Annotated in this window: 10 protein-coding genes; 4 read left to right on the plus strand and 6 right to left on the minus strand. The window is 45.1% G+C overall.

From position 1 onward, the window contains the following. Window positions 1-48: 48 nt before the first annotated feature. The 3 genes from VFDL14_RS12605 (at window position 49) to VFDL14_RS12595 (ending at window position 3,177) form a co-directional block, all read left to right on the plus strand. A complete protein-coding gene (locus VFDL14_RS12605; RefSeq protein ID WP_032551023.1) occupies window positions 49-1,026 on the plus strand; it encodes an ABC transporter permease in 978 nt (325 codons plus the stop codon). Between the two features lie 2 nt (window positions 1,027-1,028). Then, window positions 1,029-1,967, plus strand: a complete 939-nt coding sequence (locus VFDL14_RS12600; protein WP_032551024.1) for an ABC transporter permease — start codon at window positions 1,029-1,031, stop codon at window positions 1,965-1,967. Window positions 1,968-2,154: 187 nt separating this feature from the next. Next, window positions 2,155-3,177 (plus strand): SPOR domain-containing protein, encoded by a 1,023-nt coding sequence (locus VFDL14_RS12595; RefSeq protein WP_032551247.1) that lies wholly within the window; start codon window positions 2,155-2,157, stop codon window positions 3,175-3,177. Between the two features lie 92 nt (window positions 3,178-3,269). Here VFDL14_RS12595 and VFDL14_RS12590 read toward each other — a convergent pair whose 3' ends face one another. From VFDL14_RS12590 to VFDL14_RS12565, 6 genes are all read right to left on the minus strand, one after another. Beyond that, window positions 3,270-5,495 (minus strand): Ig domain-containing protein, encoded by a 2,226-nt coding sequence (locus tag VFDL14_RS12590; RefSeq protein ID WP_032551025.1) that lies wholly within the window; start codon window positions 5,493-5,495, stop codon window positions 3,270-3,272. A 244-nt stretch (window positions 5,496-5,739) separates the two neighbouring features. Beyond that, a complete protein-coding gene (locus VFDL14_RS12585; RefSeq protein ID WP_032551026.1) occupies window positions 5,740-8,031 on the minus strand; it encodes an Ig domain-containing protein in 2,292 nt (763 codons plus the stop codon). A gap of 299 nt (window positions 8,032-8,330) precedes the next feature. After that, window positions 8,331-9,881 carry a hypothetical protein gene (locus VFDL14_RS12580; RefSeq protein ID WP_032551027.1) on the minus strand — a complete coding sequence of 517 codons (1,551 nt, stop codon included), beginning with the start codon at window positions 9,879-9,881 and terminating at the stop codon, window positions 8,331-8,333. A gap of 1 nt (window position 9,882) precedes the next feature. After that, window positions 9,883-10,455, minus strand: coding sequence for an ECF-type sigma factor (locus VFDL14_RS12575; RefSeq protein ID WP_032551028.1), 573 nt, complete (start codon window positions 10,453-10,455; stop codon window positions 9,883-9,885). Continuing rightward, window positions 10,455-11,891 (minus strand): hypothetical protein, encoded by a 1,437-nt coding sequence (locus VFDL14_RS12570; protein WP_032551029.1) that lies wholly within the window; start codon window positions 11,889-11,891, stop codon window positions 10,455-10,457. The genes VFDL14_RS12575 and VFDL14_RS12570 overlap by 1 nt, the downstream gene beginning before the upstream one ends. A gap of 2 nt (window positions 11,892-11,893) precedes the next feature. Continuing rightward, window positions 11,894-13,186 carry a serine/threonine protein kinase gene (locus VFDL14_RS12565; protein ID WP_050487417.1) on the minus strand — a complete coding sequence of 431 codons (1,293 nt, stop codon included), beginning with the start codon at window positions 13,184-13,186 and terminating at the stop codon, window positions 11,894-11,896. 343 nt (window positions 13,187-13,529) lie between these two features. Here VFDL14_RS12565 and VFDL14_RS12560 point away from each other — a divergent pair, with 343 nt between their 5' ends. Beyond that, entirely contained in the window at window positions 13,530-14,771 is a 1,242-nt protein-coding gene (locus tag VFDL14_RS12560; RefSeq protein ID WP_032551032.1) for an NADH:ubiquinone reductase (Na(+)-transporting) subunit B, read from the plus strand. Window positions 14,772-14,790: the final 19 nt, after the last annotated feature.

A 14,790-nucleotide genomic window follows, 5' to 3' on the forward strand; every position in this document is an offset into this window, starting at 1 on the left:
CTAGTTACGGACTTAACTAGATAGTCATGGATAGATAAGGGGCAAGGAATGTTTACGTTTCTGGTCAAGCGCCTGTTTCAGGCACTGATAGTGATGTTTGTGATCAGTTTGGTGGCGTTTGCCATTCAGGATAACCTGGGCGACCCGTTACGTGAGTTGGTAGGTCAGTCTGTTTCAGAAGCGGAGCGTCAAGCGCTGCGTGATGAGCTGGGCCTCAACGATCCCTTCATTACAAAATACACTCGCTTTGTAGGTGCTGCTCTACAGGGTGATCTTGGTACTTCGTACTTCTTTAAGCGTCCAGCTGTGGACGTTATCTTAGACAAGCTGGTGGCTACACTTGAGTTAGTGTTTGGTGCATCGCTTATCATTGTTTGTTTGTCGATCCCACTTGGGGTCTACTCGGCGATTCACCCAAAAAGTTTCTTTACCAAGCTGGTCATGGCGGGCAGTAGTATCGGTATCTCGATTCCAGTGTTCTTAACTGCCATTATGCTGATGTATGTGTTCTCTATTGAGCTTGGCTGGTTGCCTTCTTATGGACGTGGTGAAACTGCCAACTGGCTTGGTTGGGAATCTGGCTTCTTTACGCTAGATGGCCTTGCACACTTAGTTCTGCCAAGTATTGCGCTCGCTTCTATCATGCTACCGCTGTTCATCCGTCTCGTACGTTCTGAGATGCTGGAAGTACTGAGCTCTGAATACATCAAGTTCGGTAAAGCGAAAGGCTTAGCACTGAACAAGATCTACTACCAACATGCGCTGAAAAACACCATGCTCCCTGTACTAACGGTGGGTGGTGTTCAGATTGGTACCATGGTGGCTTACACCATTCTTACTGAAACTGTATTCCAGTGGCCGGGTACCGGCTTCCTATTCCTTGAAGCGATTAACCGAGTGGATACACCACTGATTACCGCATACGTTATTTTTGTTGGCCTGATTTTCGTAGTAACCAACACCATTGTTGACTTGCTATACGGCATCATTAACCCAACAGTGAACATTACAGGGAAAGGAGCATAATCATGGAACAATCAACAACAGCTCCATCTCGTTGGGAGCGCTTTAAGCAGTCAGACATTCTGTACTACTTCTTACGTGACAAAGTGGCGATGTTCAGCTTCGCTGTCTTTACCGCATTCTTGGTGATGGCTCTGGCTGCACCGATTCTCGCGCCGACTGACCCATATGATGTGACGTCGATTGACATCATGGACTCAGAGCTACCGCCATCATGGATGGAAGATGGTGATGAGCGTTTCCTATTGGGTACTGATGAGCAAGGTCGTGACATTCTATCGACTATGCTTTACGGCTCTCGTCTGTCACTAACGATTGGTTTCTTGGCGGTAGGTCTTCAGCTAACCCTAGGTATCATCATCGGTTTGTCTGCGGGCTACTTCGGTGGTCGTATCGATAGCTTCCTAATGCGCTTCGCCGATGTTCAGCTCTCTTTCTCAACCATGATGGTTGCGATCATTGTTTCGGCTATCTTTAAGGCTAGCTTTGGTAGTGATTTCTACGCTCAGTACGCAGTAGTGATGCTGGTGGTGATCATCGGTATTGCCGAATGGCCGCAGTATGCGCGTACGATTCGTGCATCGGTATTGGCAGAAAAGAAGAAAGAGTATGTCGAAGCGGCACGTGTGATGGGCTTTAAAGCACCTCGTATCATGTTCCGCCACATTCTACCGAACTGTTTGTCTCCAATTCTGGTTATCTCTACGGTGCAGGTGGCAAATGCCATCATGTCTGAAGCGGCACTTTCTTTCCTAGGCCTTGGCCTTCCGGTAGACCAACCATCACTTGGCGCACTGATCAGTATCGGCTTTAACTACATCTTCTCGGGTGCATGGTGGATTACTGCCTTCCCAGGTGTGGTATTGGTAACGCTGGTACTGGTAATTAACCTGCTTGGTGACTGGTTACGCGACGTATTTAACCCGAAAATTTATAAAGGTTGATCCCGAGCGATTGATTTTTAATAAAAAAGCTCACTAAACTAAGAGTCGTAAGCAATTACGGCTCTTTTTTTGCTTATAGTTTAGGAACTATGAGTTATTGATGTAGTCAATAATGTCTTAAATGGAATTCATTTTTTATCGACACCAAGTCGGTAATAATTTTACCCTTGAGGGTTGAGTGATGGGTATGAAATTGACAATAAATGCAGTATGTCGTGGTTCTCGTATGGGGTTGGGTTTAGCGCTGTTCGCGGTAGGCGCGTCGTTGTCTGGCCAAGTACACGCGGAATCGGTGCTTTGTGATGCGACTCAAGCCAGCACAGACCAGCTGCCTCAACTAGAAGCTTCTTGTCCAATCGGTAAAGGGATATGGGGTAGTAAAGCACCCAAAACCCATTCAGAAAGCAATCTATTCTGGGTTCAGTGTGGGCTGCTCAATGACCCACTGCCATTAGAGAAAGCGAAACCTATCTACAAAAACATCTCGACTAATGTATGGATGAAACCAGAGCAAGGTAACTATCGCTGCTTGATTGGCCCATACTCTAATTATGCTGATGCACGCAAGGAGCTGCTTCAGGTTCGTAAGGTATCGGGTTACAAAGAAGCCTTCATTCGTATGGTTGATAAATCTCAATCAACTAATGTAGCACCACTGGCTGCCGCGACTGCAAAAGCGGATAAAGCAGCAGCTCCTAAAGCTCGAGTAGAAGCGCAACCTATTGAGCGTACTGCGGCAAAAGCACCTGCGACGGCAGCGGTTGCCAAAGCTTCTGCGCCAGCACCTAAGGCTCCTGCTCCTAAAGCTGTAAACAAACCTGCTTCTGAGCCGATGGCAATTCAATCTCTGCCGGACAATTCGAAAAGCAGCAGTGATGCCGAGGTTGAGGTGCGTTTAACCGCTTCTGTTTCTGGTAAGACTTACTCTGTTCCTTACATTCTTGATGGCAAACAACAGTTTTACATGGAACAAGGTAAACCTTGGAGTCGCTTAGATTACGACCAAGCACAAAAGACGTGTAATGGTTTGGGCATGGAGCTGTTGAGTGAAGATGATTGGCAAACCATTTTAGACTCAAAAGTAATGGAACAAAAAGACTGGCCAATGCACCTTCCTTATTGGGGCGCCCAGAAGAAAGGTCTGTTTACGAATGGTAATGTCACTCAACTTAAAGGCTCATCACTTCTTAACGTGATGTGTGTGAAGTAACTTAAATAGTATTTGGGTTACCGTAAACCAAAAGGTCCAGATAAAAGAAACCCCAGCGATGTGCTGGGGTTTTGGTTTTGAGTTCGTCGAACTTAGTCTTGGATTAGTGGAAGTTTGTCGATCACCTTTTCCATTGATTCTTGATCATATGAGTACAGGCCAAACTCCGGAGCTGATACGTAGTTCCATTGTGGTTCCTCGCTCCATTTTACCCCAATGTAGAAATCACCAAACTCACGTTGGATGTAGCGGTAGCGTGTCTTGTAATCAGAGTCAGCCCCTGTTTCCTCTAGTACAATTCCTTCACGGCCAAAGCTATCAAGTTCGTAGCTCAGGTTTCCTGGCGTTTCAAAGCCTGTAGGTTTGATTGACTTGTAGTCGTATGAGTTTTCAGCATATACAAATTGACCAGCAGCATACGTTAGCGGGTAGCCATCAAGCTCAGGATCGAATTCTTCTCCAGCCTCAACTGTAAGATCGAAGTCAGTGAAACCAGAGATGATTTTTTCAGAAGCTGGCGACGTTTGTGCAAATGTAGAAGAAGTTGAATCGAGCCAGAATAGTTCGTCTTGATTTACTTTCAAGATGATCTGGTATTCGCCTTCTGCTGGTTTATGTTGATAAAGCATTTCATAGATACTGCCTTCTTTATCAATCATTTTTCCATCATTTATTGTCACATCCATACAATCTTTGTCCTGGTGCGACATGTAATCGTTGTGCTTATCTAGCTCGGCTAACTTAGCAAAAGGTGCATAACTATTACCCCATTGATCAAGTGCGTCACTCATGTTGCCTGAGTAGTTTTCATCGCTATTCGAGCCCCAGCAGAACATTAGCCCGTGCTCGTCTTTAGCAAGTGATGCGTAGCCGATTTCACCGTCATTGTCGGCAAAGCTACCCATTTTCCACTCTTGGTTATTGAAGTGTGCTTCTGTAAATCCGAGTTCTGGTACTGGTGGTTCAACAGGAGCTCCTTCTAATACGTGAGGCATTAGAAATAAGGCATCTTCTGAATAAGCGTTGTCATTATCTCGAACGCTAATTGTTAGTTTGCCATGTTGATTCCATGATGTAGTTGGAGTGCCATGGATCGTGACGAGCATGTTTTCTCTATCTGTATCAACAGAAAGCCCATCAACAACACCACCTAAACCAACTCTAACCCCCTCAATCGAGCCATCTTCATCCTTAAATAGATGACTGATATTGAGAGTTTGAGAGAAAGCCTCACCTTCTTGTAAGTACCATGTCTCTACCTCTTCCTTCTGAATACGGGCTTCTTCATCTTTATTTAGAACAGGTGCTGTATTTTCCGCTTCAATCGTTACTTTGAGGTTAAGCGGGTAAGAGAGTGATTGGTGTTCATCTTTCGCGAATATTTGGTAATTGAACTCACCAACGGCTTCAGGGGTTCCACTGATGATCCCTGATACGTTATCAATGACTAGACCGTTTAACTTTCCTGTCAGCTCTTTGAGTTCATAAGTTAGAACATCATCTTCGGCATCGCTAAAATTTTGTGATGCATTGATAGGAGCCCAAGCATCTCCTTTGACCATTACAATAGGATCCAGCTGACCATTAGCTTGGTCATGCACTGGGCGAGAGTTTGGTGTGACAATTGGAGCACCACCATCTTCTGGAACCTCCACTACGGGAGAGAAGTCTTCTAGGCTCTCTGTAGGATCGTCGATAACTTTTTTGGTCTCTTCTGCAACAGCATTGGTTAGCTGCAGCTGTTGTTCCACTGAGATATTTGAGTTATCAACCAATGTTTCACCGATGACGTTAAGTGCTTCGGCTTCTTGTGAATCGTCAGCAATGTAGTCACCAAAAATAAGTTCATTTGAAGCTTCAAGCCCTGATGCAGTGACAGAATCCACCACATTTTCTTGTGCTTGCTCTAGAGTTAGGCTGCTATTAGCTTCCATTTGCTCAACAACCATATTGGTCATTGGGCTAATAACGGTAGCGCCTGCTGTAGCTGCTAGGTCGAAGTTGGATGTTACTAAACCACGAGTTTTATCGATTGTTTGGCCGGCAATAGCTTTAATGAAAATGGCCTTGTCTTTGTACTCATTTGGAAGAGTAATCTCACCGTTTGCATTGGTGTTGCTATCAAGCTGTTTGTCTTCTGAGTCCAGTTTTAAGTTGTCGTTAGTATCAACCCAAACTTGTGCATTCTCTAAATAGCCATCGATAGCTGTAATCACAATGCCGCCTGGTGTCGCTCCATCTGACGAGCCACCGTCTGAACCGCCACAACCTGATAGTGCAATTGCCACTGACGCTGCTAGTAAACTAACCTTCTTCATTCTTTTCATCCTTACCGAGTGAAATCTGTACTTATTTGAAGTGATTTATAAAAACTGGCAAGGTTTTACAGTGTAGGAGACTGTGGTTCAAGATACGGAAAATAAGGAAAAAACCGTAAAGAATCTGAGAAAAAGTGGATTAAACATGGGGTGATTTTTGAGGTGAATCTGTTGTGAGTGTTTGTATTTACTGAATGAATAAAGCCCCGCAAGAGCGAGGCTATATATTAGATAGGGGAGTTAGTTATTTGCCCCAAGCATCGTGGATGCGTTTGATAGTTTCTTCTTGATCTGACTTGATAAAGAAAAAGCCGTTGTCATCATGGCCGTAACCGTATTGTGCATCTTTATTATGGTCACCAACACCAATAGTTAGTTCACCAAAGTCGCGGTAATTAAAGTAGCGACGAGTTACTACACAATCACAGTCGTCGTTGTCTTCAACTAGACCTAGGTATGGATTGATCAATGTGTTGTCGTAATCATCAACATTCTCACCAACAAGCCAGTTACTTGTCCAATCTTCACCTGGTTCGGTGATTGGTGTTGCTGCGTAAGTGCCTTCTGCAAGGTTCTCAGCATTCTTACCTGTCATTGAGTAAGTAAACTTATCGAGTAGAGGATAAAGAACGTTGTATTTACCTTGGTCATCAACAAGTAGATATTCATCAAGCGTTACATCAACAGTCATGTCGTTTTGGCTTGGGTAAGAGAATGAGTTGTAGTTAACACCATTCTCTACTTCTGTTGAATCCATCCAAAACAATTCTTTATGGCCGTTAGATTCCTCGACTAGCATCACAATCTGATAGTCACCATCTATGGTCACATTCTGGTAAGTCATTGTCGCAGTATCGGTACCTGAGTCTCCTGGAAGGTCAATCGTACCGTTGGCATTTAATGTAACCGAGGAGCAGTCAGTATCCTTGAGTAGGTTATCACGACCAAGATCCCAGTAGTTATGCTGCATGTTGTCTAGCGTGCTTAACCAGTCTTCACGACTAAGAGTTGAGAAGTCACTTGAGTCATCTGTTGCAAAACATAGTTCATTCTGGCCGTTGTTCACACGTAGAGATGCAAATGCTACCTCTGCATCACCGTAGTCAAAGCTACCCATTTGCCATACGCCACCTTTATCGAAGTGTGCTTGAGTGAAGCCTAGCTCTGGTTGTGGTGGTTTTACTGGGGTACCTTCTAATACTTCAGGTAGGCTGAATGGTACATAAATAGCTTCACCATCATTATCGACACCACCAACCTCAAACGAGCCGCCTGATGGATATGCTTTTGTTGGAGTACCTGAAATAGTGATGATTGAGTTTGTGCTCTCTTTTGGAGATATCGTTAGTCCTTCAACGGATAACGCGCCAGCACGGAACTTGACGATATTACCGTCGGCATCTTTGAATAGGCTTGCGACGTCCAGAGTTTGCTCAAAGACCTCACCTTGTTGTAGCTGCCATTGATCAACGATGGATTGAAGTCTTAAGAACTCTTCATTATCGACTGTTGGAGCTAAGTTCTCAGCCAACTTAATGACCTTAAGATTCAGCGGGTATGACAATGCACCATGCTCATCTTTTGCGAAGATTTGGTAATCGTAGGTGCCGGCTTTAGTAAGGTCGCCACTGATAATGCCTGTGTTGCTATCGATGACTAGTCCGTTGAGATCGTTAGCGAGCTCTTTGAGTTCGAACGTTAATGTATCGCCTTCCGCATCTTGGAAAAGAGTAGAAGCATCTAGGTCTAACCAAGCGTCTGAAGGAGCGAGAGTAATGTCTTTCAATACACCATTTTCACTATCCACTGGACGAGAGTTCGGCGTCACAGTGATAGGGCTATTATCTGCAGGAATATTTACGATAGGCGAGAAATCATCCAGATTTTCTTCACTGACAATGATTGCTTGAGCTTCTACAGCAACAAGGTTAGTCAGTTCTAGTTGTTCTTCGACAGTTAAGCCTGAGTTATCAACCAGTGTTTCACCGATAGCGTTTAGTGCTTTTGCTTCCTCAGTGCCATCTGTAATGTAGTCACCAAAGATAAGCTCTTGAGATGCTGTTAGACCTGAGTCTGTCACTGACTTCACAACTTTCTCTTCTGCTTGCTCTTGAGTCAGTTCAGTACCAGCAGCTTTTGCTGCTTCAAGTTGTTCAATGACCATATTTGTCATTGGGTTGATGATGGTTGAACCCGCAGTTGTTGCTAGTTCAAAGCCGCCTGGAACTGTAACTAGACCGCGTGTTTTATCGATTGTTTTATTTTCGATTGCTTTGATAAATACAACGCTGTCTTTGTGCTCATTTGGTAGGGTGAATTGACCATTTTCATCTGTTGAGCCAACCTTTGTATCCTGATTAATATCAAGCTTAAGATCGCCATCTGTATCAACCCAAACCTCAGCTTGTTGCAAGTAACCATCGATAGCGGTAATTACAACACCACCTGGAGTTGCACCAGAGCTATCACCATCTGAGCCACCACAACCTGTTAGAGCGAAAGCCACTGACGCTGCTAGTAAACTAACTTTTTTCATTTCATATCCTTTGTAGAGAGCTCTAGCCAAGCCCTATTTGTTTCATTTTCTGATGCTTATATTAGTTGGGTGAATGTTTTACTTGGGATTAATCGCTTTTTCAACGCACGTAAAAGCAGAAAAAAACCGTAAAATTTATTTAATTTTTATTTGAAAAATTGGCGTTGGAAATGTCGTATATGGAACAACGCTAGAAGGAAGTCATTTAGCAGGAGATGAAATCGTGTGTGGTTGCACGCCACACTACCTGAAGCCGACACCTATACATTCAGTACCGGCTTGCAGGCGTTGTGGAGCTTTTAAGCGTTAGGGTCTAGATATCGAACATTGAGTTTTATCTCTTCAACCTTATGACGCCACTCTTTCTTGGGGCGGAGTATGATGCTAAATACTTCGCCATGTTTAAATTCATCGAATCCTAAGAAATCGACATCAAAGTAAGAGTACTGAAGATGGCCCAAGGGTTGCTCTCCACATTCGATAGGTTCGAAGTTTTCGCCGATGGTTTGACCAATGATGTCGCCGTATACCCCTTGCCCGCCAACTGAGTAGTGATCAAACTTACTGAGCAAATCTTCACAAACAACTGTTGTGTTGTAAGACTGCACATTTAAGTCGCCATCCATCTCATCAGGCCAAGCTGGGTTACCGAGTTGATAGTTACTAATATGCATGCCATACCAGCCTAGATAGTAGTGACCATCGTTAGCTAAATACATATAGTTGAGTGGTGTTAGCTGCAGTGCTTCTAATCCTGTCACAGTGTTTATACGTTGTTCTATTTGCGCTTTCGAGGCCACCGTATAGGTTTCATACTCACTGCCCATTTTGACTTGCGTCACATGAGCGGTCGTGAAGGTAGGGTGACTCGGATAGGTCTCCAATATTTTCCAGCGCATGTCGGTGTCAAAAATAGACTGATTACTAGAGACAACCAAGGTATTGCCATCAACATGATACCCTCCAACTTTACGCAGATCGTGCTCGTTCGGGCAGGTGGTTAAGTTGCTTGAAGAGGCAAAGAACACTTCGTCATTAATGAACTTAAACGCCTCGCAGTAGACCTTTTCATAGTTGTACGTCTTACCAGCAAATTGGTGGTTGGTTTCTAGTCGATACCAAGTTTCACCGATCAAAGGGTGTAAGCCATCTTCCTCTAAACCTGAAGACATGGATGGGAGTGAAAAGCTGGTGCTCACCCAGGCATTCTCTTCCGAGCCGTGATAATCATCTTTAGCGCGAGCAATCAGCTGAGTGGGCGCTTCTCCAACTTTTGGGGTGCCTTGGACACTCGTTCTACCACCGAGATTTGAAACAGAAAATTTCGGATGATTGACAGCAATCTGTGTCGTCAGCAAGTCACCATCAGGGTCTTCAAATAGACCGGTAACATCAATCGAGTAGTTAATCGGAGAGTTTTCGGTAAAGGACCATTGATTGATTTCATGTTGAATACTCTGCTGTACTGCTGAGTTGACTTGTGGTTTCTGGTTGCGATCGGCGCGCTCTTTGTCGTCAGCGACAATCAAGGTTTCGGTATCGCTGTAAAATTTCTCAGCTGGGTCCTCAAATCGATCTGTTTGGCTTTCGAAAGTAGCTGCTGGGAATGAAACTTCTGACAGGGTTGGCTCGGCTTTGCTTTTTATCAGTGTCGTTGATGAGGTACGATTTTGCGTAGGCTGAGCGTTCACGGCGGTCTGCGCGCCTACAGCGGCAGTTTGTTTGACTGAGAGTAATGAGTCACCTCCTATTAGACGGGGTGCATTCACTTCTTCAGAAGCAAGCCAAGGTGGCAGCAGAGCGAAGGCTCCGCAGCCAGAAACAACCAAGAAACAGAGGCGCTTTTTCATGTTAAACCAGTTTGCTTTGCAACCAACAACGGGAGAATTTGAGGTCTTTCTCGATCAAGCTTGCGCTGCACTCAAGTAGCTCGCTGATCTCACGGTTTCTCATGCCCATTAGATACTTGAGCTTTAGCGCCTGAGATTGACGAGGGTAGTGAATGCTAAAATTATCAATGGCTTTGTCCATCATCATGAACTGCTCAAACTTGTCGCCATCTTGGTCGCTAATCATGGTCATTTGCTGACGTTTTTGCGCCTGTAGGTGGCGAGCGTTATCGATAAGAATCTGGCGCATCACCTTAGCTGCCATCAAAAAGAAATCTTTTTTGTTCTCGATCGATTGCAGGTCTGAAGACGATATCTTCAGATAGGCATCGTGAATTAACGCTGTGGTGCTGTTCATGCTGTCGCTCAGCACTTGGTTATCGGTGCCGTACTTCTGTGCGCTACGAGTACGCTCCTGTTGAGCGATCTGACGAAGCTGTAAGTAAGCGAATTGATACAAGTCTGCTTCGGCGCTTTTGTCGCCGGATTGCCACTGATGGATGATCTGTGTGATATCTGGAGTTGCAGTTGCCATTAGCTGTTAGACCTCACTTTTGTAAACTCAGAAACAGATAGGGTGCTGATATTATGAGATTTATCTGGATTTAGAGAAATTTTTTGTTTGAATCTGTAGAGGATGCCTTGGTCCCAATTTTGACCCGCAGGTAGGTATTCCCATGCTGTGAAATGCTGTTGAGGTACCGAGTCGTACCAACGAACTGCAACATTCATTTGCGCAAGGGATGCCGTTGGCTCTGGATTACTCAACCACCACATGTCACCAAACTTTTCAGTCACATCTTTTGTGTATTGCTGGTGGTTTGTCGGACAGGTTTCAGATTCGCTAGGCCCTAGCAGAATGCGTTTATCCTTTACCAGTAGGCACTCTGTGATGATGTCCGCGTGCTGGTATTGAGTATGCTGCCAGATACCTTCATAAGGAATGCTGTTACCACGCTCATTGGTGTAGGTGAACCAGATCATCTCGCCCTTGTTGGCATGACGCATATGCTCCTTCTGGCCCAAGCCCTGAGTTTTCTCCATCAAGAGTTCGGTCTCGGTATCGAAGTCCAAAGCGACCGTTCGATATTTCCAGTCTCCTTCATCGTTGTAGTCTTCGATTGAGAACCCACTTAGGTCGTGGCGAGTACAGCCCGTTTGTGCGCAACTAGTAAAGCCTGTCCAACCATCGCCAACGGATAATGGTTCACGGATGATCTCTTGAGGTGTGTGGTAAGGACGCAGGTTGCAGCCGTTGAAGTAGTCGCCTGTTCCTGGGAACTGAATCAGCTCAGTGTCGGTAATCTGGTAGCTTAACTCGCCAATTGGCCCTTTATATTTTGGGTTAGCCTGATGAGCCAAATCGTAGAAGCAAGCTCTTCCCGCGTAATCTTTTTTGGCGATGATGATGTTATGCAGCACTTTGTCTTTTGGAGAGAAGATGATCTCTTCAGATGCAAAGTTATCCTTGATGTATTCCTGACTCTGATTCAGGTGTTCAGCCGCTTCCTTAACGGAAACCAAATCGATCCCAAGGTCTTGGTCATCTAGGTAGCTTAAATCTAGGTTTTTAAGTTTTTTTTGAAACTCGACATCCGACAATACCTTACTGGCTAAGATGATCTCATCACGATGCTCTGGCGTGTCATCTAATGACAATAACAGGCGCGTCATATTGATGCTGCGACTTGGGCGGGTCGATGACAACGTTGGCGTAATGACTTCTTGGCCGGATAGGGTCGTCAGTAGGTAGCCCGAGTTATCGGTGCCAATAAAGAAACTCACGATATCACCTGAGTTGTATTGGAATGCCCCTTTATCTGTAGTGCCAGAGAGGTTTGAGCTGGTCTCGTAGTAGAGGCCCGAAACTGGTGAATCGATAAAGTACCCAGTCAGAGGCTGGTTATCATCAGCGTACACGTTTAGGCTCAAAGCGCACGTTGCAATAAAAGGTAAGAGAGCTTTTTTCATAATCAGTTACTAGATGAGTTTGGTTTATTTTTATTAGTCACGGATTTTTCTGGTGCAGGCGTTAGCATTGCCAATAGCATTTTTTGCTTAACGTCTTTGGGTAAATCTGGGTTCGATAATATTCGACGCCTTGTGAGTTCAAGCATGGTACCTACCGACATTTTGGCGGCATCACTGCCCTTAGCATGAAACAGCAGGCTTGTTACCTCGTACATCATCTCCTCGGCAACCTGCTTCTCTTTTTGCAGTTGCAGGTTCTTGTTGAAGATTGCGGTCGAGAAGGTAGCGCCTGAAATTAATAGCAGAATGGTCAGGGCACTCTGTACTGGGCGACGCTTCAGTAGCTTAAGTAGAGCATGGAGTGGGTGTTTCTCTCGGAGTGAAATAGGTCGGCACTCCAACATGCATACAATATCTTGGCGCAACTCACTCACGCTGGCATAGCGTCGATAAGGCTCATGGTGCGTCGCCTTTTCAACAATAAGGTCGATATCTAAGTTAGATGAAGAGTTAAAGATCAATGCCAGGATTTTACCCAGAGAATAGATGTCACTTTGTTGAGTCAGAAATTGCCCGGCAGCTTGTTCTGGGCTTGCGTAAGCCTTGCTATAGGCTGTGAGCAGAGATACGTCGGTGTTTTTGTCTGGAACTGGCTGTTTAACCTTTTGAGTCAGGTTGAAATCCAGAATCTTAGGTGAGCCTAGTGGATCAATTAGGATGTTTTCTGGTTTGAGATCGGCGTGCAGTACCTGCTTTTGGTGTGCGTGTTCGATAGCAGAGCAGATCTCTTTGAATAGGCTGAGCTTTTGCTTTTCATTCAAAGAGCGATTCTGCAAATGCAACGAGAGCGTCTCTCCCTCTACACGCTCCATAACGATGTAGACCGACTCCTCATAGACCCCACCATCAAACACTTTGGCAATACAAGGGTGGTTGAGGTGTGCCAGCAACTGTGCTTCTTGAAACAGAGCGTGCTCACCGAGGATGTGTGAGAGCGCGGGCTGAATGAATTTGACCGCAAGGTCTTGCTCGAAGGTTCTGTCTGCTCGGCTCGCAGCATAAACAATTCCCATACCACCACGACCCAACTCATGAGAGATCTGGTACTTATCTACCAAGGTGTTGGTGAGGTCGAGCTCTGTTTCGGTTGCTTGCTGTGCGTGGAAGCCGAACAGCGATGTGATCTGCTCTGAAGGTTCTTCGTTAATAAGTGGAAGAACTTGTTGGTATAAGCCGGGTTGTTCAGCCTTTAATCGCTCTAGGTAAAGACTTTTTTCTTTATCTGACAGATCCATGAGGTGATAGAAAACCTCAGTGGAGCCACTGCTTTTTTTTTGCACAACTGATCTTTTTTATATCTTTATTATGCGAGCATTCTATAAGAGTTTTCGATGTTTTTTCGACATTTTTATCAATTACATATGAAAAAATGAGCTAATGAGTCGCATTTTTAAGAAGAAGGGTGAAAATTCCAACGTGTGATCTTCTCCCCAAAATTTGAGCCTTGCTTTTTCTATCTCAAAGCTGAAGTTGGGTGAATGTGTGAGGGTTTAATTATTGGCAGGGGTTATCCAAATTGCTCTCAAACACGGTTTGTTTCGTATTGCTAGTGACTCACTGAAATGAGGTTACAAAGATATGAAATTGAAGAAGTGGATAGAGGGGGTCTCCCCTCAATTCGAAGCGGGTGGTAAGTACGAAAAATGGTACCCATTATATGAAGCGGCAGCGACCATATTCTATACACCCGGCCATGTGAATAAGGGGCTGACCCACGTCCGAGACAGTATCGATCTCAAGCGCATTATGATCATGGTGTGGCTAGCAACTTTTCCTGCGATGTTTTGGGGTATGTATAACGTAGGTCATCAAACTGTCATGGGGTTGAGTGCGACTTACTCTGGCGCAGAGCTGCTCACTGTTATTGAGGGAAACTGGCGCCTGGCCTGGGCCTTTGGTAGCGCAGAAGCTCTCACATCGAGTGGTTGGCTGAGCCAGATGTGGCTGGGGGCGCTCTATTTCTTACCTGTTTATGCCACCGTGTTTGTTGTAGGGGGCTTTTGGGAGGTGTTGTTTGCCATTGTGCGCAAGCATGAGGTGAACGAGGGCTTTTTCGTTAGTTCGGTGCTGTTTGCTCTGATACTGCCGCCAACGATTCCACTTTGGCAAGCTGCATTAGGTATCACCTTCGGTATTGTTGTTGCCAAAGAGATCTTTGGTGGTACAGGTCGTAACTTCCTTAATCCAGCTCTTGCGGGGCGCGCGTTCCTCTACTTTGCTTATCCAGCCAATATGTCTGGCGGCCTAGTGTGGGTTGCGGCAGACGGCTATTCAGGTGCGACACCATTGAGTCAGTGGTACGAAGGTGGTAACAGTGCATTGATGAACAACATGACCGGAGAATCAATCTCTTGGATGGATGCTTTTATCGGTAATATTCCTGGTTCGATGGGGGAAGTATCATCGTTGCTCATTATGCTCAGCGGTTTGGCACTCATCGTGATGAAGATAGCTTCATGGCGGATTGTCGCAGGGGTGGTTGTTGGTCTTGTGGCGACTTCTAGTTTGTTAAATCTGATCGGCTCAGAAACCAATGCGATGTTCTCAATGCCTTTCTATTGGCACTTTGTACTTGGTGGTGTGGCCTTTGGTACTTTCTTTATGGCGACCGACCCAGTATCTGCAGCCTTTACCAATAAAGGGAAGTGGGCCTACGGTATTTTGATTGGGGTGATGACGATAGGAATTCGGGTTCTCAATCCGGCCTATCCAGAAGGTATTATGCTCGCAATACTGTTTGCCAATCTGTTTGCTCCTCTGTTTGATTTCATCGTCCGTGAGGGCAACATTAAGCGCAGAAATAGACGCATGGTGCGTTAGAGAGAAAAGCTTAGGCCAA

It is taken from the genome of Vibrio fortis, from assembly GCF_000695685.1.
GTDB lineage: Bacteria > Pseudomonadota > Gammaproteobacteria > Enterobacterales > Vibrionaceae > Vibrio > Vibrio fortis_A.